Raw genomic sequence first — 21,662 nt, forward strand, 5'->3', positions numbered from 1 at the left:
CTTGATTATAACATTTGAACAATGAAGTATCCCGTGAAAGGGCCAGATTTATGGCAACGCCTGATTAAATTTCAATGGGACTACAATAATATTTGCCATGATATATGTTAATAACAAGGATTACATCGTTTGTAATACCGCTAAGATCACTTGAATTAAAGTGCGAGCATTCTTAAGTGAACTCGATATGATCATGAAATAGCCATATTAGTGGAGAAATATGTTTGACAGCGTATCTAAAATGTGACATATTTAATTTACGGAAACGTTTCCGATTATATCACAAATTATGATCTGGGAGATGAAATGAATGAAAGCATTACGTTGGCATGGAGTCAAAGATTTACGTCTCGAAAATATTAATGAACCTCAGCCTGAAGAAGGAAAGGTCAAAATAAAAGTAGAATGGTGCGGTATCTGTGGCAGTGATTTGCACGAGTACACAGCAGGTCCAATCTTCATTCCCGCTCAAGCACCGCATCCGCTAACAGGGGAACAAGCGCCTATAGTTATGGGGCATGAATTCTCAGGACAGGTGGTTGAAGTAGGGGAAGGTGTTACGCGTTTCAAGGCGGGCGATCGTGTTGTGGTAGAACCCATCTATGCATGTGGACACTGCGAAGCTTGTAAACAGGGCAGATACAATCTGTGTGATCAGATGGGTTTCCTTGGACTCGCTGGAGGCGGAGGAGGATTCTCCGAGTATGTAACTGCTGCAGAAAACATGGTACATGCCATTCCGGATTCAATCTCGTATGAGCAAGGTGCGTTGGTTGAACCCTCAGCTGTAGCACTTCACGCTGTGCGCCAAAGCAAGCTGAAAGTGGGAGATACAGCAGCCGTGTTTGGCGCAGGCCCAATTGGACTACTGGTCATCGAAGCGCTTAAAGCTTCGGGAGCGTCGGATATTTATGTGGTGGAGTTATCGGATGAACGGAAAGCAAAAGCCGAAGAGCTGGGTGCCATTGTGATTGATCCAACGCAGTTTAATGTCGTGGAAGAGATCCATCAACGTACACAAGGTGGCGTTAACGTAGCTTATGAAGTAACCGGTGTTCCACGTGTTCTGCAACAAGCCATCGATTCAACACGTATTGGTGGAGAGTTGATGATCGTCAGTATTTTTGAACAGGAAGCGCCGATTCACCCGAACTCAATTGTCATGAAAGAACGTACAGTTAATGGCATTATTGGTTATCGCGATGTGTTCCCGGCTGTTATCAGTCTGATGGATAAAGGTTTCTTCCCGGCTGACAAGCTGGTGACCAAACGAATTTCGTTGGATGAAGTGGTAGAGCATGGATTTGAAGCACTGTTGAAAGAGAAAAATCAGGTTAAGATTTTGGTAAAAGCTGAATAGAAATCACAGACAGTAAGAACAAGTAGACAGCACATCAACAGATGTGATTGTCTACTTTTTTTGTATAAATAGGGCGGAATTTGTTGCATGTGCGGGTGGTTTTACATAGTATAAAAAGATACAAATTGTATCATCTTGGTGTGAAGGTAATGATGATAAAAAAATGAAGGAGGAAGCGGACATGCAGAGACATACAAAATGGACAGCCGTAATTTTGACCATTGTCGCAGGAATGAGCTGGATGCTTATGGGGAACTCCAAGCCGAAAAACACTACGTCAACGAGTCAACCCCCTGCGACGGAACGTGGGCTTGCCAAGGTGTCGAATGCACCGATCAGTTCAGCGGATGTAACATCGAAGATCGAACTGCTAGGCAGACCTTTTACCAAAACACCATATGCTAATAACGTCTGGGACATGCAACTGTACAACGGCAAGATATATTTGGGCCACGGAAATAGTAGCAATCTGGGCGTAGCTCCTAATTCAGGCCCTATTCCAGTCATTTATTATGATACAGCGAATGCAACATTCAAGACCCAGTCGGTGACTAACAGCAACCCGAGCATCTTGCCATCAACGAAGATGTATGTGGATGAGGAACAGATTGATATCTACAGAGTACTAAACGATAAGTTATATATTCCTGGCAATGATTCCGATAGTGAACAGTGGGAACTGGGTAACTTCTATCGTCTGGATGGAGAGGTGTGGACCAAATATCGCAATCTGCCGCTGGGTGTACACGTGTACGATTTGGCATCTTATCAGGGTAAAATGTTTGCCGCGCTGGGTACAGAGTCCAAACCAACCATTCTAATCTCTCATAATGAAGGTGAAACTTGGCAAAAATATGCGACTATTAATACGTTTGGTTTCCGGGCTTATACCATGTTCCATCTTAATGGCAAGTTATATGCATCTGGCATGATGTATCCTGCCAATAAAATATGGAATGACAAAACTAATATTTTGGAGATTAATGAAAATCTTGAGAAACGGGATGTTGTCATCTATGGTAACAAAATGCTACCTGGACTAACCTATCAAACGGGCACGATTCCTTATAATAAAATAGGCAAAAATGTTAACTTCAATAACAAGTTGCTCTATATAGCAGGTGGCGTGTTTAATGATGGACAGTTGCTGCCCAAATCTTTGAATGTCATGACGGACATCAATCAGGCAAGGCGAGTTGATCTCCCGGATGCCAAGGCGCTCCCAACCGATGTGCTGTTGCGTGATGGCAAGGTGTATGTGCTTACGTACACTCGCCAAAGTGCCAATCTGTATATTAATCGGGTCTACCAATCCATGGATCTGACCACATGGAATGAGATTTTACGTTTTAACCAGGACACGTATGCCAAGTCTTTCGAAGAGAACGAGGGTGACTTCTACTTTGGTCTGGGTACCGATCCGGATGTGTTATCAACTTCATCAGGGAAATTGCTTCGAGTGAACCGCAGTGATATCCCCGTGAATGCTAATTAAATTGGAAGGAAGATTATGGATTATATACTATGCTACATCCACATTATTGGTGACCGGGAAAATACTTTAAGATGTAGTAGAGTGTATATCAGACTGCTTCGGTAGTGTGATCCAACAGAGGCTGCCGTAAGGTAGCTTTCTTTTTTTTCTATAAGAGTAGTTTGAACGCCCAACTTCGAAAATTTGAAAATAAAATTAAGAAACTATAAAATGGATAGAGAAATAATCCTAAACCAGTCAACTGGATTACACGTGTTACAATATACAAAAGTATGTCGCATTTCATGTGGATGCGGAGTTCCACACTTCCAATTGCAAAGGAGCAATGTACTATGAACGTACCTTCAGCATTATTCAAACCTTTCACCTCGGACAAGCTAACATTGTCTAATCGAATCGTTATGGCACCCATGACTCGCGGATTCTCACCAGAGGGCGTACCTGGACCAGAAGTTGCTGAATACTATCGTCGCAGAGCAGCAGGTGGAGTGGGGCTCATCATAACGGAAGGTACAGGCATTAATCATCCATCTTCGGTTAGTGGAGCGAGTATTCCATTATTCCATGGTGAAGATTCGTTGCAAGGATGGGCTAATGTAGTGAAAGCAGTACATGAAGCGGGTGGCAAAATCATGCCACAATTGTGGCATGTGGGTACAGCACGTCGTTCCGGTGACTTGCCTAACGCAGAAGCTGACCCTGTAAGTCCGTCAGGGGTTAGCATGGCAGGTGAACCATCACGTGAACCATTAACGGAAGAGGAGATTCAAGGTCTTGTACAGGCATTTGCCCAAGCGGCAGCGGATGCACAGCGAATTGGGTTTGACGGCATTGAACTGCACGGAGCCCATGGATACCTGATTGACCAATTCTTCTGGGAGCAGACGAATCGACGGACCGACAATTATGGTGGTGATTTGGTACGGCGAACTCAATTTGCGGTTGAAGTGATTGAAGCTTGTCGTGCGGCGGTTGGTCCTGATTTCCCGATTGTGCTCCGGTTCTCCCAATGGAAGATGGGGAATTATGAGGCACGTCTGGTGGAGACGCCAGAACAATTGGAGCAATTCCTGGCCCCGCTCAGTGCTGCTGGCGTGGATATATTCCATTGTTCTACACGCCGGTTCTGGTTACCGGAATTCGAAGGATCTGAGCTGAATCTTGCGGGTTGGACACAAAAAATCACTGGCAAACCTGCCATTTCGGTTGGATCGGTAGGACTTGAAGCTGAATTTGTGGACAGAGCAACCGAGAAGCAGGGAACAGGGGATGCCCATTTGGATCAATTAAATGAGAAGTTGGAGAACAATGAATTTGACTTGATCGCCTTGGGTCGTGTTCTGCTTAGTGATCCCGAATGGCCTGCCAAAATTCGTGAAGGTCGCATATCCGAAATCATTCCATTTACAACGGAAGTGTTGCAAACACTCCATTAATAGAAGCCTAATAACGTTTGGTGAAAGATGAACTAACGCTGAACGGCAACGATTTACAACAAAAAGTAAAACAAAAACGAACAAATAGGCCGCCTTTGGGCGGCTTTTTGATCTTACTATACTAATAATTTCAACATATGAAAAATTCACAATAGAAATTCATTTCCTGCACCGTTACTCCTTTTTATTCTCCACATACATCGCACACGCGCCAGTCACAACACCATTAAGTTCCACATCTCAGGTTCCAGTGCAACCACTTTTTTTACCGCTTAAGTGTCTAAACAACGATTCAATCTTCAGTACGACTTATTTTGAAAATCCACCACCTTATGATAAGGTTAGGCCTGAACCCAAGGGTTGCCAAGATGACATTACATAAGGAGGATGAATATCCTTGCACAACTATAGGTACAACTCGAACAATAAATGGAGAAAACCACTGCAGATGCTGTGTTTTCTGCTGGGGATCGTACTGCTTTTATCGGCATGTGGCCAAGCACAGAAACCTTCCTCCGCAACGGACTCGAATACCGGATCGAACGCTGGCTCCAACTCAGGGCAATCTTCTTCATCGCCGGAGCAGAATACCGCTCCACCGCAGGAAGAAGTACCAGAGGAACCGCAAGAAGAAGTCGATCCGGTGCAGGAGCAGCTTAGTTCATTAACGTTAGAAGAGAAGATTGGACAGATGATACTGGCCGGTGTTCAAGGGACAACGTTGGATGATCAAGCCAAACAGATGATCACCGATCAAAAGGTAGGGGGGATTATTTTCTATGCCAACAATGTATCAACACTCGAGGGAACAGCCAAGTTTGTGAAGTCCATCAAGGAAGCGAATCAGTCCAATCCGGTACCGATCTTCATGAGTGTGGATCAGGAGGGCGGCAAAGTCAGTCGTATGCCAGAGACGGTGGAATCCATTCCTTCCAGTAGAAAAGTAGGAGAGACGAAAGACAGCGCGCTTGCTGAAACGATGGGCGAATTGTTGGCGAGACAGGTTCAGCTTGCGGGTTTTAATGTGGACTTTGCCCCTGTGCTGGATGTGAATAGTAACCCGAAGAACCCGGTAATTGGAGATCGTTCATTCGGCAGCTCGGCAGAACTGGTGTCACGTATGGGGATTGCAGAGATGAAGGGATTACGTAGTGAAGGCATTATTCCGGTAGTGAAACATTTTCCGGGTCATGGTGATACGTCCGTAGACTCCCATCTCGATCTCCCTGTCGTGAATAAAACGGAAAAACAACTGGCCGAGCTTGAATGGATTCCGTTCCAGGCCGCAGTGAAGGAGCAGGTAGAGGCGGTCATGGTTGCACACATTTTGTTCCCGAAGCTGGACCCGGATCATCCGGCTTCCTTATCGGATGTCATTATAGGTGAACATTTGCGCGGGAAGTTCAAGTATGATGGTGTGGTCATCACAGATGACCTGAGTATGGGTGCAATCGCGAAGAACTACAAGTTGGACCAGGCAGCCCTAGCAACTGTCAAAGCTGGAAGTGACATTCTGTTGGTAGCTCACAGTTATGAGAGTGCCAAGACGATTTTTGATACGCTAATAAGTGCAGTAAAGTCAGGCAAGATCACCGAGTCCCGAATTGATGAGAGTGTATATCGTATCCTGGCATTGAAGCAACAATACAAGTTATCGGATGATCAGAAAGCTTTAGGAGACCTGAAGCAATTGAATGCAGATATTGTGGATTGGCGTAAGGAAGTCGATGCTCGATAATAAATCCTGTGTTATGATTTTGCCAGAGGTGAGATCCAATAATGTATACCATTATGATAATAGAGGACGATCCCAAGATTGCGGGATTATTGAAATCACATATTGAACGCTACGGGGATCGGGCCGTTCTGGTCGAGGATTTTGAGATGATTGTACAACAGTTTGAGCAGGTACAGCCACATGTGGTACTTCTGGATATCAACTTGCCTAGTTACGATGGTTTCTATTGGTGCCGCCAGATTCGTACGCTGTCTACATGCCCCATTTTGTTTATCTCCGCACGGAGTGGGAAGATGGATCAGGTCATGGCACTGGAGAACGGGGCGGATGATTATATTACGAAGCCATTTGAGCATGAGATTGTTATAGCAAAAATTCGAAGTCAGCTGCGCCGGGTATATGGTGACTATGCTGCACGTGACGAAGAACGCAAGGTGGAACTGGACGGTTTGGTCGTGTACTTGGAAAGACTGGAGATTCAGCTTGGTGATCGCAAAGTGCAGCTGACGAAGAAGGAAACGATTCTGCTGGAAACGTTACTGCGGCGCAGTCCAAAGCTTGTGAGCAGAGAGACAATCTTGGAGAAGCTGTGGGATGACTCTTTTGTGGATGACAATACACTCAGCGTAAACGTTACTCGGGTGCGTAAACGATTAGCCGAACTTGGTATTACGGACGCACTGGAAACGGTCAGAGGTTCGGGTTACCGATTGAACAATACCTGGAATGCCTCTTCACCATCATGAGATTGTTTATACGAGAACATCTCGCTTTAACGTGCTGGGTTGTTGCCATCTTGTTCACTGTTGTTGCAGTGTTCTGGTATGACGGTTACAACGATTGGGTCACGGCTACTTATGCCGTAGCGTTGGGATTATTTTTATACATCGGATATTTGGTGTATCGTTATTATTCACATCGCTCCTTTTATACCCGGATGTCACGGTCGATGGATTCGCTGAAGGAATTTGTACCATTGAACGAAACAAGTCCTTTATCACTGGCGCTGGAGAAGTTGTTGGATTCACAATACGGCCAGTATCATGCTCATCTTCATCGGCTGGAACAACGGCAGCAAGAATATCTGACATTCATGAACCAGTGGGTCCATCAGATGAAGACACCGTTATCCGTTATTGAGTTGACCGTGGAAGGTCAGGAAGATGATGATCCTCGGCTCGTAAGCATTCGGGAGGAAGCGGACCAGATGAGGCGAGGTTTGGAGACTGTGCTGTATGTGGCCAGGTTGGATACCTTCGAACAGGATTTCAGTGTGGAACCTGTGATACTGAGGACCGCTGGGGAAGAGGCGATCCATGAGCTGAAACGGTTCTTCATCCGCAATCACGTCTATCCAGAGATACATATAGATCCTGCGCTGGTTGTGCAATCCGATGCCAAGTGGATTCGGTTTGTCCTGGTACAGTTACTGTCGAACGCAATCAAATACTCCGCGGGCAGCGGGCAAAAGATCTATGTGCGTGCGTATGAAGCCGAACGCTCCATCATACTGGAAGTGCAGGATCAGGGCATCGGAATTCCGAAGTCTGATCTAAACCGGGTATTCCAGCCTTTCTTCACCGGGGAGAACGGGCGGCATTTCAAAGAGTCCACAGGCATGGGGCTGTATATTGCCAAAGAAGTGTTAACACGGATGAATCATCGGATTGATCTTGAATCCGTGTACAGCGAAGGAACGACTGTCCGAATTACATTCAACTCCTGAAGTGACAGATTGAGGTGAGATTGGGACATAAGGTGTGTATTTTAAAGAAGTGTGAGTGGAGTATGAATTACAGTGTAAGTGTAGACGTCTATTGCCTGATCGGGGCGAAGGCGTCTTTTTGATTTTTATGATGCAACCTTACAACATTGTCATGTTGATGAAAGGTTAAACCATAGGAGAATGGCCGAAACTTCGATAGACTATAGTCATAAGAGTACAGGAAAGGCCACGCACAATACGCATGCACACAGCATGAAAAGTAACTTGATTTTGAATTCATATATCACTAAGGAGTTGTAACCATGGAGATTTGTTCTGTGAAACAGATCAGTAAAATCTACAAAGGCATCGTATCTTATGAAGCGTTATCAGGTATTGACCTCAGTATTCAGGAAGGTGAGTTTGTTGGCATCATGGGACCATCGGGTAGTGGCAAAACAACACTGCTGAACATGATCTCAACCATTGATCATCCAACATCAGGCGAACTGCGGATTGCAGGGAAGAATCCGTTTGAATTGAATCAGGACGAACTCGCGCTGTTCCGGCGCAAAGAGCTTGGATTTGTATTTCAATCGTTCAATCTGTTAAATACACTGACAGTCAAGGAAAACATTGTGCTGCCACTGACTCTTGACGGTGTTTCGCTAGCAGAGATGAACACACGTGTGGAACAACTGGCAAGCAAGTTGGGGATCGAGGGTATTCTGAACAAACGGACATATGAGATATCAGGAGGACAGGCACAGCGTACGGCCATTGCCAGAGCGCTTATCCATTCCCCGAAGCTGATTCTGGCCGATGAGCCAACAGGTAACCTGGATTCGAAGGCGGCAAGAGATGTCATGGAGATTCTCGAAACGCGCAATCAGGAGGATCAGGCTACGATGCTGCTGGTCACTCATGATGCAGTAGCTGCAAGTTATTGCAGTCGGGTTGTCTTTATCAAGGATGGCAAACTGTATAATGAAATTCACTACGGCGATAATCGCGCAGCCTTTTACCAGAAGATTATCAATGTATTATCCCTAATGGGAGGTTCAGGACATGAATTTTCGCCAGTTCGCCATTAATAACGTTGTTCGCAATAAACGAATTTATCTGGCTCATTTTCTGAGCAGTACATTTTCCGTTATGATCTTTTTTACTTACGCATTGCTCCTGTTCCATCCTGATTTGAAAGCGGGGTTAAAGGGATCAAGTGGGACGGTTACGTTGCTTGCAAATCAGGGTTTTGTGATTGCAGAGATCATTATATTCATCTTTTCATTCCTGTTCCTGCTCTACTCCGTTGGTTCATTTCTGAAGACACGCAAGAAGGAATTTGGTATTTTCCTGATGATAGGCATGACACGTAAGCAGATGAACAGACTTCTGTTTATGGAGAACATGTGTATCGGATTAGCTTCCATCATTACCGGGATTGGACTCGGAATTATTTTCGGCAAATTGATCCTGCTGATCTGTGGCTCCATGCTGGCTGTTGAGAACAGTCTTCGATTCTATTTTCCGCTAAAAAGCATTGCCCTGACGGCAGGTGCATTTCTGCTGCTGTTTGTTGTGATCGCGATGTCCTCGTCCTTGCTCATTCGCAAAGGAACTCTCATTGACCTTGTGAAATCAGAGGAAAAACCGAAACCGGAACCCAAAGCCTCACGTCTACTCGCCTTGTTATCCGTATTGTTGATTGGCGGGGGTTATGCAGGAGTATTCACTTTTGTATGGATAAGCTTCTCCTTTCCGTTATTACTCGCAAGTGTCGTGGTTGTTATTGCAGGTACGTACTTTCTGTTCACGCAGCTCAGTGTATACATCATTCGGGCACTGAAAAGAAATCCAAGGTTGTTTTTCCGTAAAACCAATCTGCTCTTCCTATCTGAACTTACCTATCGAATGAAAGATAACGCCATCATGTTTTTCATGGTAAGTATCATCTCGGCTTCTTCATTTACGGGAATTGGTACCATGCTCGCGATTGCTGATCCAGGTTTGTCGTCCATGTCGAATCCATATGCATTCAGTTATATGAATAACTGGGATACTCCCAACTCCGAGCGACATATTCGGCAGATTGAAGAAACGTTGATTGATAATCAAGTTCCCTACGTGAAGGGCAGTTATGCTCCTATAGGTGAAAATAATAATGGGAATATTATCAAACTGAGTGATTATAACCGTCTTGCGAAGGCACTGGGGTATGAAGAACGTACGTTGAAACAAATCGATGAGTCATTTATGACACCAAGCAATTTGGCGATGCGCAAGGAGTACCGTGAACAGGTTGAAAAAGGAGCCTCGGGAGGAAAGATCAATCTGGAGGTTGATAATCAGCACATACCTGTCCAGCTATCGACACCTGGTACCGATATTGTGATTCCTTTTCAATATGAAATTTATCTCTACGTCGTAACCGACGAATTGTTTAATAAGATGAGACCTGCGTACAACGAGGAAGTTGGCATGCCTGAAGGTTTCTATTCGAGTCGAACGATACAATTTATCGTGAAAGATTGGATGGGTACACGCAGCTTTGCTCCTGAATTGATCAAATCCATTCAAGATGATCATTCCGAAAAAGGTTATTACGAGGTCAGCGCGCTTGTGGTGGATTGGCTTAATTCCAAGCAGACCAATGGCATCATTCTAATTTTGAGCGGCCTGATCGGCATTGTTTTCTTCACCTTTGCAGCAAGTTTCACGTATTTCAGACTTTACGCAGATCTAGAACGGGATGAAGCGCAGTATCGCATGATTGGCAAAATGGGACTGAGTCGTCCCGAACTCCGTAAGATCGTAACAAGGCAGCTATTGCTTATGTTCTTCCTGCCGATTCTGGTGGCGGTCATCCACAGTTCGGTTGCCTTTGTGGCGTTGCAGCAACTGGTTGATTTCTCGGTCTTTGGATACAGCCTGCGCATCTTCTTGGTGTTTGCTTCCATGCAGATTTTGTATTTTGCACTCGTGCGCTGGCGGTATCTGCGTCACATGTATTCCAAATTAGTCTAAAATAGCATGGCCCAACAGACACCGGACTCATCGCTCGGTGTCTGTTGACTTTTCTAGCTGAGGCACAGTACTATTTCATTAGATACAGAATGTATCATTACATAGTTTTTCAAGCAGTTAGAAGGATGGAATTACAGAAATGTCAGGCCGGTGCCTGAGAGGGAGGACATATCATGAGTATCACGATGTCTCGTGGACAAGCTTACATTCAACGTTTGAATGATGAGCGGAATGTATGGCTGGACGGAGAGCGTATCCAGGTAACTGGGCATCAGACCTTTCAGGGAACACTTCAAACCATAGAAGGATTGTTCAATCTGGTGGATGACCCGGAGACAAGGGAAACCGTGGCCTATTGGGACGAACAGACGGGAAGTTACGTGCATCGCTCTTTTCTTGTGCCTCGTTCACTTCCTGACGTGAACAGCAGGGCGGATGCTTTTCGGCTGTGGGCCGATCGGACGTATGGGGTGATGAGCCGATTGTCTGATTATGCCCGATCCAGGCTGACCGGTTGGTATGCAACACGACATGAGATGACAGCGCATGACCCGGCATTTGCAGACAAAATATCGGATTATTTTGCACAAGCCAAACGAAAAGATGCATTCCTGACAATTGTCCAGCGTGACCCGCAGATTAATCGTTCCTTGCCTGTTGGTGAAGATGAGGATGCCATGCTGCGAATTGTCAAAAGGAATACAGAGGGCGTGGTCATTCGCGGGGCCAAAATGGTGGCAACAGCCGCGCCTTATGCCGATGATATCATTGCTTATCCCGTTCAACGAATTCCAGGCCACCTGCCAGAGCTGGCCCATATGGTAATTGTAGCCGCGGACAGTCCGGGCTTGCACATGATGTGTCGTGAATCTTTTGCCACAAAAAATACAGATAAATCACATCCACTCAGTGCGCAGTATGATGAGATGGATGCTGTATTATTTTTTGACGATGTATTTGTGCCCTGGGAACGTGTATTACTGCACAATAACCCTGAAGCCGTATGGCAGATTCGCTGCAATACAGCTTCGGCCAGTCTGGCCTACCATCAGAGTGTCATTCGATTACACTCGAAACTGGAGTTTATTACAGCCGTGACCTCATCCATTGCCAAGGAGATTGGGGTGGACTCTTTCCTGAATGTGCAGGAACAACTTGGAGAGCTGATCAGTCAGATGCAGACTATCGAGGGACTGATTATTGCTGCTGAAGCACAGTCCAAGCCGGACGCATTTGGCAACTGGCTGCCGGAATTCAAATATATTGAAACCGCACGTAATCTGGGCAATCGCTATTATCCCCGCGCGGTGGAGATTTTGAAGACCATTGCTGCGGGTGGTCTGATTCAGATTCCTTCTGGTACGTTTGAGATGAATGAAATGATGGGTTCCATGATTGGCAAATATCTTGGTGGAGTAACGATGCAAGCCCCGGAGAAGATTCGACTCTTTCAACTCGCATGGGAGCTGACCGGAAGTCCACTCGGAGCAAGGCATGATCTATATGAACGTTTCTACGCGGGTGATCCCGTGCGCAATCGGGCGAACCAATATGTGCAGTATGACAAGGAACGTTTATTCGGAAAAGTGGAGCCGTGGCTACGCTCGCTTAAGGACTGAGCTGTTGATCTAAGATTGAAAAGCCTGAATGAAGAACGAAAAGTTTGAATGTAGGCTGAAAACAGCCCTATTTTAGTTAATGCCTTGGCCTGAGCCAGGGCTCTATTTCTATTTATTTAGATTATCTTTAGAAATGATTTAGGTTGAATTAAGAGACGTAGTATATAGTAATAATGTAGAGATAGGCATAGAGTATAGGAAATGAGAGGAATAACATGAGATACACCGTATTAATTGCAGATGACGAACCAGAGATTGTTGAACTGCTTCAACTATATCTGGAGAAGGACTATACCATTAAAACTGCGGTGAATGGAGCCGAGGCATTACAAAGCATACGTTCAACACAGATCGATTTGGTCATACTGGACATCATGATGCCTGTAATGGATGGATTGCAGTTGATCAAACAGATCAGAGCCACATATCACATGCCTGTACTGTTCCTATCCGCTAAAAGTCAGGATCACGATAAAATCCTTGGACTTGGACTTGGGGCAGACGATTATATAGCGAAGCCGTTCAACCCGCTTGAGATTGTCGCCAGAGTAGAGGCGTTGCTCAGAAGAGTTAATCAATTTGATGCAGCGGAGATCCCCGAAGCGAAAGAACAGAATCTGGTATTAGGTGATCTGACGCTGGATCGATCCCAATGTATCCTTTTTCGTTCAGGAACACTTGTAACATTGACCTCTACAGAGTATAAAATTATGGAATTGTTGCTTGATCAACCTGGCCGAGTGTTCACCCGTAAAAAAATATACGAAGCGGTCTGGGGCGATTATTATGCGCACGAGGACAGTACTATCATGGTACATATCAGCAATATTCGGGAGAAGATCGAGCGTGACTCCAGACAACCGGAATATCTCAAAACGATAAGGGGACTGGGATACAAAATTGAAGCGCCCATGGAAAGCTAGAGAAAAGCGACTGTTGCAGACATCCCTGACACTGGACTTCTTGCTGTTCAACTTCTTTTTGCTGTTACTGGTATTGATTGTGTACCTTATGGTTTCACTGGATGTCGTGGATTTTCGCATTTCGGATCAGGTGGTTGATCCGGATCTGAATGTTGAAGCCCACGTATATGTGGAGGAGCTAGAGAACGAATTTTATTCCGGTGGAGGTTCCGTTTCGAAAGGCAAAGACACAGAGATTCAACGTCTGAAGGATAGCGGTGGCTGGATTGAAATTCTGGATGCGAATCGCAATGTCATTCATCATGTGGGAGACAAGCAAGATGCGTTCACCCAATACAGTGAAGCCGATCTGTATGCTGGATTGGAGAACCGAAGCGACCAGCCGTACTATTACTCCATCACTCCGTTTTCGACAGAAGGAGCGGCAACGTATGTATTGCTGAAGATCCCGCGTGATCTGGTCAGCGTGCGGATTAATGATAATCAGTTGATTACTAATCTGAAACATCCATTATCCTTTTACATTATGATTGGCATCGGTTTGGTTTTATTGTTGATCTTTGTCTATAGCTATTGGGTCGCACGGAGAATCAAAAAACCACTCAGCATCCTCTCCTCGGGTCTTACGCAAATGATACAAGGAAATTATAGTACACGGATGTCGATCTCGGCCGAGAGGGAATTTGTCCAGATAGGTGAGACTTTCAACTACATGGCGGACGTCATTGAGAACACCTCTGCGGAGAAACGTTATGCCGAAGAGAGCAAACAGCGACTGATTGTAGATTTATCACATGATCTAAAGACACCGATAACATCCATACAGGGATATGCGCAGGCATTGGTGGAAGGACGTGGGGAGGACAAGGACAGGCAGCAAAGATATCTGGGATACATCTATAACAAGTCCGTTCAAGTTGCACGTATGATACAGAATATGCTGGAGTTGCTCAAGGTGGATTCGCCCGATTTTCGCATGCATATTCAGAGAAGAGAGATTGGAGAATTCCTGCGCGAGATTATGGCGGATACCTATGGGGAGATTGAACAGAAACAGTTTGTCCTTCATGTACTTGTTCCTGATGAAGTGATCTACGCGAGGTATGATCCGGAGCTGTTATCCAGAGTCATCCAGAATCTGATTACCAATGCTCTGTCTTATAATCCAATCGGGACCGAACTGCGCGTCGAACTCATTCCGCTTCATACCCATGTGGTGATAGAGGTGGCAGATAACGGAGTGGGGATACCTCAAGAACTATGGTCAACGATCTTTGACCCGTTTGTACGAGGGGATGAGGCGCGGACAGCGACCGGAGGCACCGGACTTGGATTGTCCATCGCACGACGTAATACGGAGAAAATGGGCGGACGGCTGATCCTTTCCCGGCGTGGGCGAGAGACCACCGTCTTTACCATTGAGATTCCAAATTAAATAAGAGAAGAAATGTCCATGTGGAGGGAAATATTTTGTTCAAAGTAAATACGTTTGTCCGGTTCAGTATTGCACTGGCGCTAATATTGGTTAATATCTATTTATTATCACGTGTAAGCTTCATCTTTCAGCCGCTCGTCACCATGATCACGGTCATTACCGTGCCGATGATGTTGTCGGTGTTCTTTTATTATCTGCTAAGGCCGCTTGTGAATTATATGGAGAAAAAGAAAATAAATCGCACGCTAAGTATTTTGCTAATCTATCTGGTTATTGCTATTCTGGGAGTGTTCTTCATCATTGGTTTATGGCCATCGTTACGTGAGCAACTGATCAATCTGGTTGATAACGCACCAAGTCTAATTAATTCATTAAGTGACCAACTGAGAGAGCTGGAGCAAAATGGAGCCATTCAGGCCTTGTTCCCTGAGGGCTCGACACCTTTCTCCCAGATCACGGAGTATATCAACAAAGGATTTAACTTTGTAACCAACTATGTAAGTGGATTTTTCTCACTCGTTTCCAGTTTTGCGATCATCTTGTTTACACTACCGATCCTTTTGTTCTATATGCTGTTACAAGGCGAGAAATTTGGTCGTAAACTGGCACATATCGCTCCAAAACGTTTCCAAAATGACAGCCGTGAAGTCGTAATTGAGATTGATCAGGCGTTGAGTGGTTTTATTGTGGGAAGAGTTTTGGTGAATCTGGCGCTGGGTGTACTGATGTATATCGGTTTCTTGATCATTGGACTGCCGTACGCATTACTGCTCACGGTAATCGCGGTCATCATGAACTTTGTTCCATTCATCGGAGCGATTGTGTCGTCCGTACCTATTGTGATCATGGGTCTCGTGGTATCACCATCGGTTGCCATCTGGTCCCTTATTATTATTCTTGTCGCTCAGCAGATTCAGGACAACCTGGTTGCACCGTACGTATTCGGCAAAAAGCTGGATATTCATCCGCTCACGACCATCATTCTGGTGTTGGGTGCAGGCGACCTGGGTGGAATTATTGCTATCCTGATTATTATCCCGGTTTATATGATCGTTAAAATTCTTTTGGTTCGAATCTATAACATGTTCTTTAAGGATAAATGGCAGAATGCATAGAATTTAATTATTCGAAGGAGTGGAGCACATGTCTGAAATTATCGAAAAACAATACAATGAACCTGAATATATTGCACCTCAATCTGTTCAAATGGGTACCATTCATATCTCGAATGATGTGCTGTCCAAGATTGTAGGGATGGCCGCTCAATCAACGGCTGGTGTATCCTCCATGTCCGTTGGACTGACTGAAGGGATTGCCAAGAGCATCAGCGGCAAGAGTCTGCAAAAAGGGATTGACGTACACGTCAAAGACGATCAGGCAACCATCCAGCTGCGCATCAACATTCAATATGGCAACAAGATGCACGAGGTCTGCCGTGAACTTCAACATAATGTTCAACAGGCTGTAGAACAATTAGCCGGCGTCATGGTAGATGAAATCAAAGTGCAAGTTGTTGGCATATCCATGCCGGAGACGGTATAAACCAATGAAAAGAATGTAAGGAATAACAATTGTAAAGATAAACGATTGGCAAAAACAGCACCTTCCCAATTAACAACTTAACTGGGAGGGTGCTGTTTTATGTTTGCGGTAGTAGGTGGGCGCTTCGCCCATCACTTTTTTGAACATTTTAGAAAAGAGCAATTGATCCGTATAGCCCACAGAACGGGCAATATCGCCAATGGTCAGACCGGGATCAAGTGTCAGTTCGGCTGCCCTGCGCATCCGATAATGGACCAGATACGACTGAATACTGCTTCCCATCTGGTCCTTGAAGAGAGAGCACAGGTAACTGCGCTGCAAACCGACATGGGCCGCGATGGATTGCACGGTAATGGCATTGGCATAGTTCATTTCAATGAAGTCCATTACCTGCGTTACGTACGTTTCCTTCGAATAATCCTGTATGGGGTGAAGATGCTCGGAGTTGGCCTGATCAATCAAAATAGAGAAGAATTGATACAGCAAACCAGTCATGCTCATCTCCCAACCTTTGTGGGTATTGCGGGAATTGACCATTCGATGCATGCAGGATCGCATCTCGTCATCCTCATTACCCAACTCAAAAATCGGGTGATGCTCGGACAGACAGGCCTGCTGTAAAAAGGTTGGACTATTGCTGCCTTGAAAAGCAACCCAGCTGTATTCCCATGGGTCATCCTGATCTGCTTCGTAATGCACGACGGAATGTGGAACGATCAGAAATCCTTGACCTTTGTGCAGGGTGTACGTTTTGCCACCAACTTCGAAGGTGCCTTTGCCATTCAAAATATAATGAATTTTATAATAGTCTCGCATGGCAGGGCCAAAGTGGTGACCTGGTGTACAGGCTTCGGTTCCATAATGAAGGAGCTGAAGCTCCTGAAAATGATTGTTTTTGAACATATACGTAATCAAGGGTATTCACTCCTGTACGATTTCGTCTCATCTTGCATTTTAACATACTACATAGCTGAAAAGATTAATTATTTAACATTAGTATATATAGATAACAATCATTATTCCATATGTTCAAAGTGAAATGCCATATCGTTTATCCATGAAAATGTCTAAGATGAAAAGGAATTCAACAAACCTTACAGGAAAGTGAGAATAACGATGCCCTATACTGCGAGTGAACAACGATATGATGAGATGAAATATGTACGTTCCGGCAAATCCGGAATCAGACTGCCGCAAATTGCGCTGGGTTTATGGCAGAACTTTGGTGGCAACCGTACATTGGATATTCAGGAAGAAATGATTTTGCGTGCCTTTGACCTCGGAATTAACCATTTCGATCTGGCGAATAACTATGGTCCACCTCCAGGATCAGCGGAAGAGAACTTTGGCGTGATTTACAAAAAACATCTTCGTCCTTACCGGGATGAACTGCTCATCTCCTCGAAGGCCGGTTACCATATGTGGAATGGACCTTACGGCGAGTGGGGCTCCCGCAAAAACCTGATTGCCAGTCTGGATCAAAGTCTTGGTCGGATGGGACTGGATTATGTAGACATTTTCTATCATCACCGTCCAGATCCGGACACGCCATTGGAAGAAACGATGACGGCATTGGATCATATCGTGCGGCAAGGTAAAGCATTGTATGTGGGCTTATCCAATTATAATGCAGAACAGACACAAGAAGCGGTGACCATTCTTCGTCGTCTGGGTACGCCATGTCTGGTTCATCAGCCAAACTACTCGATGTTAAATCGCTGGATTGAAGACGGTTTGCAGGACGTACTGGATGAGCAAGGCGTAGGTTCCATTGCGTTCTGTCCACTCGGGCGCGGTCAGTTGACGAATAAATATGTCGATAAGATCAAGGAAGAACGCGTCAATCCAACAGGAAATTTGAAAAAAGAAGCATATACGGACGAACGGATTGCCAAGTTCGATGCACTTCAGGCGGTTGCGGAGCGAAGAGGGCAGACGATCTCTCAACTGGCTCTGAACTGGATTTTGCGTGGTAACCGTGTAACTTCTGCATTGATTGGGGCAAGCCGTGTGTCCCAGATTGAAGAAAATGTAGCTGCGCTCAGCGCACCGGATCTGACAACGGAAGAGTTGAATGAGATCGAAAGCATTTTGGACGGAATGGGTAATTATCCGTGGTAACATACACAGTATAGCTGTGTGAAAATTATAGTTAGGTAAAACTAATGTAATATAAATGAAGAATGAAAATGGCGCCTACCTGATCAATCAGGAAGGCGCCATTTTGTATATGTCATTTTCATTATAGGATAAGATCTATTATAATAGTTCATTAATTGACCTATGTTTATTTTTTTCAGAATGAACCTAGTTCATAGCACCTGGTCCTAGGATTTAGGGTATAATATATAGAAGCTTTACAATTGAACTACGAAGGAGAGGCTCCATTTGAACTTTGAACAGTGGATTTCGCCTGAAAGCTATAACCTGACATCCGAGATGGAGAATCATCCATCAGACCGGATTGCACTTAGATGGCTCAGCGATCAACGAGAATTGGAAGAGATCACGTATGGTGATTTATTCAAGCAGGCGAATCGTCTTGCTGGAGGTTTGCGTGAACTTGGACTAGAGAAGGGTGATCGGGTGTTGGTCATGGTACCACGCCGTATTATTGCCTATGTCATTTATATTGCTTGTCTGAAATTGGGGATTGCCGTTATTCCTTCCTCCGAGATGTTACGGGCAAAAGATCTGGAATATCGTCTGCGTCACTCTGAGGCGCGGGCTGTTATTGTATGGTCCGAGACGACCTCAGAAGTGGAAAAGATGGACGCGGATCTGCCGTCACTGGCACATCGCATCGTGGCATCACCGAATGAAGAAGTTAGCGTACCTGCTGAAGGTTGGGTCAATGTGCATCAGTTAATGCAGAATCAACCCGACGAGATGGCTGCGGTGGAGACTCATCGTGATGATACGGCTATCCTTGCTTATACTTCGGGCACAACTGGTAATCCCAAAGGAGTTGTACATAGCCACGGTTGGGGATATGCCCACCTGCGGATCGCTTCTTCATTATGGTTGGATATTCAACCTTCAGATACCGTATGGGCAACGGCTGCACCTGGCTGGCAAAAATGGATCTGGAGCCCGTTCCTGTCGGTACTCGGAAGAGGCGCGACTGGACTGGTCTACAATGGATCATTCCAGCCCAAGCGTTATCTGGAACTGATGCAGGAACATCAGATTAATGTCCTTTGCTGTACACCAACCGAATATCGGTTGATGGCCAAAGCAGATGATCTTGGACATTATGACCTGTCTCATCTGCGCAGTGCTGTTTCAGCGGGTGAACCGCTCAATCAGGAAGTTATTGAAATCTTCCAGCGTCATTTTGACCTGACTATTCGGGACGGATATGGACAGACCGAGAGCACGTTGTTAATCGGCAGTCTCAAAGATGCGCCTGTACGTATTGGCTCGATGGGTCAGTCAATTACACCTGGATTGATTGAAATTATTGACGATGAGGGACAACCTGTGCCTCCGGGTGAAGTAGGAGATATCGCGGTACACAAAGAGATGCCAGCTTTGTTCCGGTCCTATTATCAGGATGAGGGACGGAAGGAAGCGAGTCAGCGTGGCGATTATTTTGTAACAGGGGACCGTGCACGCAAAGACGAAGAAGGATACTTCTGGTTTGAAGGTCGCAGTGACGACATCATCATCAGTTCGGGTTACACGATTGGACCATTTGAAGTGGAAGAAGCACTCATGAAACACGCCAGTGTGAAGGAATGTGCGGTGGTTGCAAGTCCGGATGAGATCCGTGGCAATATTGTCAAAGCTTTTGTCGTGTTGAGAGACGATTCACTGGCTTCACCGGAACTGATGCGTGAACTGCAACACCACGTCAAGGAAATTACAGCACCTTATAAATATCCACGCAAGATCGAATTTGTTACGGATCTGCCAAAGACCAACTCTGGTAAAATCCGCCGGATCGAGTTACGCGAACAAGAAAAACGTAATAGTTAGATCATTTTGTATAGATGAAATTTTGGGAATTGTGCCTGCGTAGTGAAAGAGAAGGAATCGATTCTGCAGAAGCGAAAGCGGTCGTACAATATATGAAACAGGAGTGAACACAACCATGAGTCAATTTGAACAAACCTTTGAAAAGTCATTGGAACAATACGCAGAACTAGTTGTTAAAGTTGGCGTGAATATTCAAAAAGGACAGGATCTGCTCGTTACTGCACCGATCGAAACGCTTGAATTCACACGTCTCATTGTGCAAAAAGCCTATGCGGCTGGTGCAAACTATGTACAAGTGGACTTCGATGATGACAACATTACCCGCAGTCGTTTTGAGCATGGTTCCAATGACAGCTTTGACTATTATCCAGCGTGGAAAGCGGATATGATGGAGAAGTTTGCAGAAGCAGGCGGCGCTACCCTGACGATTAAAGTTCCAGATCCTGAACTGTATAACGGAATTGACTCCGACAGCGTTTCCCGTGCTACTAAGGCAGCTGCACACGCACGTCGCGGATATGCCAAATACACACGCAACCATGAAATTAGCTGGTGTCTGATCAAAGCACCGACCAAGGCTTGGGCGAACAAAGTATTTGCCGACATCCCGGAAGAAGACCGAATCAACGTGATGTGGGAAACGATCTTCAAAATGAACCGTGTAGATGGCGGAGACGCCGTACAAAATTGGAGAGAACATCTGGATACCCTGAATACCATGAGTGATCTCCTGAATAAAAAGAACTATAAGAGCCTGCATTACCGTGCGCCAGGTACAGACTTGAAAATTGAATTGGTCCACAACCACATCTGGGGTGGCGGTGGTAGCGAAAATAAACAAGGCGTGTACACGGTCGCCAATATGCCAACTGAAGAAGTATTCACCATGCCTAAGCGCAGTGGAGTGAATGGATATGTCAGCAGCACCATGCCTTTGAACCTGAACGGGCAACTGGTAGACCAGATGAGAATCACATTTAAGGATGGACAGGTTGTAGCGTTTACGGCAGCATCCGGTGAAGAGCATTTGAAGAATCTGTTTGCCACCGATGAAGGAGCACGTTATCTGGGTGAGGTCGCACTCGTACCACATGACTCCCCAATCTCCAACCTGAATCGCATTTTCTACAATACGGGTATTGACGAAAATGCATCCTGCCATTTGGCTGTGGGAAGTGCGTATCCATTCAACATGAAAGATGGCACAACGATGTCTAACGAAGAGTTGCTGAAGCATGAATGCAATGTGAGTTTGACTCACGTCGATTTCATGATCGGTTCCGCTGAACTGGATATCGATGGTGAGTTACAGGATGGTACAATCGAGCCGGTATTCCGTAAAGGCAACTGGGCATTTTAATTTTTAATAGGTGTAGTGAAAAAGGAGAAGAGCAATCTCTA

General features: G+C 45.3%; 17 protein-coding genes. 16 read left to right on the top strand and 1 reads right to left on the bottom strand.

Annotated features, from left to right (window positions below):
• Positions 1–310 precede the first annotated feature (310 nt).
• The 13 genes from MHI55_RS13910 to MHI55_RS13970 all read left to right on the top strand — a co-directional run bounded on the left by MHI55_RS13910 (position 311) and on the right by MHI55_RS13970 (position 16,280).
• Positions 311–1,360 (top strand): 2,3-butanediol dehydrogenase, encoded by a 1,050-nt coding sequence (locus tag MHI55_RS13910; protein WP_076318073.1) that lies wholly within the window; start codon positions 311–313, stop codon positions 1,358–1,360.
• A 181-nt stretch (positions 1,361–1,541) separates the two neighbouring features.
• On the top strand, positions 1,542–2,855 hold the full coding sequence (locus MHI55_RS13915; protein ID WP_340390299.1) for a hypothetical protein: 1,314 nt from the start codon (positions 1,542–1,544) through the stop codon (positions 2,853–2,855).
• 332 nt (positions 2,856–3,187) lie between these two features.
• The gene (locus tag MHI55_RS13920; RefSeq protein ID WP_340390301.1) at positions 3,188–4,291 is read left to right on the top strand and encodes an NADH:flavin oxidoreductase; all 1,104 of its coding nucleotides are present in this window, start codon (positions 3,188–3,190) and stop codon (positions 4,289–4,291) included.
• 397 nt (positions 4,292–4,688) lie between these two features.
• Positions 4,689–6,029 (top strand): beta-N-acetylhexosaminidase, encoded by a 1,341-nt coding sequence (gene nagZ / locus MHI55_RS13925; RefSeq protein ID WP_340390303.1) that lies wholly within the window; start codon positions 4,689–4,691, stop codon positions 6,027–6,029.
• A 41-nt stretch (positions 6,030–6,070) separates the two neighbouring features.
• Complete coding sequence (locus tag MHI55_RS13930; protein WP_340390305.1) at positions 6,071–6,775, top strand: response regulator transcription factor; 705 nt, start codon at positions 6,071–6,073, stop codon at positions 6,773–6,775.
• Complete coding sequence (locus tag MHI55_RS13935) at positions 6,772–7,755, top strand: sensor histidine kinase (RefSeq protein WP_340390307.1); 984 nt, start codon at positions 6,772–6,774, stop codon at positions 7,753–7,755. The genes MHI55_RS13930 and MHI55_RS13935 overlap by 4 nt, the downstream gene beginning before the upstream one ends.
• A gap of 302 nt (positions 7,756–8,057) precedes the next feature.
• On the top strand, positions 8,058–8,828 hold the full coding sequence (locus MHI55_RS13940; protein WP_036608600.1) for an ABC transporter ATP-binding protein: 771 nt from the start codon (positions 8,058–8,060) through the stop codon (positions 8,826–8,828).
• Positions 8,803–10,761, top strand: a complete 1,959-nt coding sequence (locus tag MHI55_RS13945; RefSeq protein ID WP_340390309.1) for an ABC transporter permease — start codon at positions 8,803–8,805, stop codon at positions 10,759–10,761. Before MHI55_RS13940 ends, MHI55_RS13945 begins: the two co-directional genes overlap by 26 nt.
• 173 nt (positions 10,762–10,934) lie before the next feature.
• Complete coding sequence (locus tag MHI55_RS13950) at positions 10,935–12,380, top strand: 4-hydroxyphenylacetate 3-hydroxylase N-terminal domain-containing protein (RefSeq protein WP_340390311.1); 1,446 nt, start codon at positions 10,935–10,937, stop codon at positions 12,378–12,380.
• A gap of 215 nt (positions 12,381–12,595) precedes the next feature.
• Positions 12,596–13,303 carry a response regulator transcription factor gene (locus MHI55_RS13955; protein ID WP_340390313.1) on the top strand — a complete coding sequence of 236 codons (708 nt, stop codon included), beginning with the start codon at positions 12,596–12,598 and terminating at the stop codon, positions 13,301–13,303.
• Positions 13,281–14,738, top strand: a complete 1,458-nt coding sequence (locus MHI55_RS13960) for a HAMP domain-containing sensor histidine kinase (RefSeq protein WP_340390315.1) — start codon at positions 13,281–13,283, stop codon at positions 14,736–14,738. The genes MHI55_RS13955 and MHI55_RS13960 overlap by 23 nt, the downstream gene beginning before the upstream one ends.
• Positions 14,739–14,773: 35 nt before the next feature.
• Positions 14,774–15,853 carry an AI-2E family transporter gene (locus tag MHI55_RS13965; protein WP_338594307.1) on the top strand — a complete coding sequence of 360 codons (1,080 nt, stop codon included), beginning with the start codon at positions 14,774–14,776 and terminating at the stop codon, positions 15,851–15,853.
• A 28-nt stretch (positions 15,854–15,881) separates the two neighbouring features.
• Positions 15,882–16,280 carry an Asp23/Gls24 family envelope stress response protein gene (locus MHI55_RS13970; RefSeq protein ID WP_047842725.1) on the top strand — a complete coding sequence of 133 codons (399 nt, stop codon included), beginning with the start codon at positions 15,882–15,884 and terminating at the stop codon, positions 16,278–16,280.
• A gap of 69 nt (positions 16,281–16,349) precedes the next feature.
• On the opposite strand, the gene MHI55_RS13975 is transcribed toward MHI55_RS13970, so the two are convergent.
• Positions 16,350–17,195 carry an AraC family transcriptional regulator gene (locus tag MHI55_RS13975; protein ID WP_340390317.1) on the bottom strand — a complete coding sequence of 282 codons (846 nt, stop codon included), beginning with the start codon at positions 17,193–17,195 and terminating at the stop codon, positions 16,350–16,352.
• 201 nt (positions 17,196–17,396) lie between these two features.
• Here MHI55_RS13975 and MHI55_RS13980 point away from each other — a divergent pair, with 201 nt between their 5' ends.
• From MHI55_RS13980 to MHI55_RS13990, 3 genes are all read left to right on the top strand, one after another.
• The gene (locus MHI55_RS13980) at positions 17,397–18,401 is read left to right on the top strand and encodes an aldo/keto reductase (protein WP_076249522.1); all 1,005 of its coding nucleotides are present in this window, start codon (positions 17,397–17,399) and stop codon (positions 18,399–18,401) included.
• A 267-nt stretch (positions 18,402–18,668) separates the two neighbouring features.
• Positions 18,669–20,261: an acyl--CoA ligase gene (locus MHI55_RS13985; RefSeq protein ID WP_179087809.1), complete on the top strand. Its 1,593-nt coding sequence runs from the start codon at positions 18,669–18,671 to the stop codon at positions 20,259–20,261.
• A 115-nt stretch (positions 20,262–20,376) separates the two neighbouring features.
• Entirely contained in the window at positions 20,377–21,621 is a 1,245-nt protein-coding gene (locus tag MHI55_RS13990; protein ID WP_036608587.1) for an aminopeptidase, read from the top strand.
• Positions 21,622–21,662 lie beyond the last annotated feature (41 nt).

The sequence above is a fragment of the Paenibacillus sp. FSL E2-0151 genome, from assembly GCF_037993015.1.
In the GTDB taxonomy this organism is placed as follows: domain Bacteria; phylum Bacillota; class Bacilli; order Paenibacillales; family Paenibacillaceae; genus Paenibacillus; species Paenibacillus amylolyticus.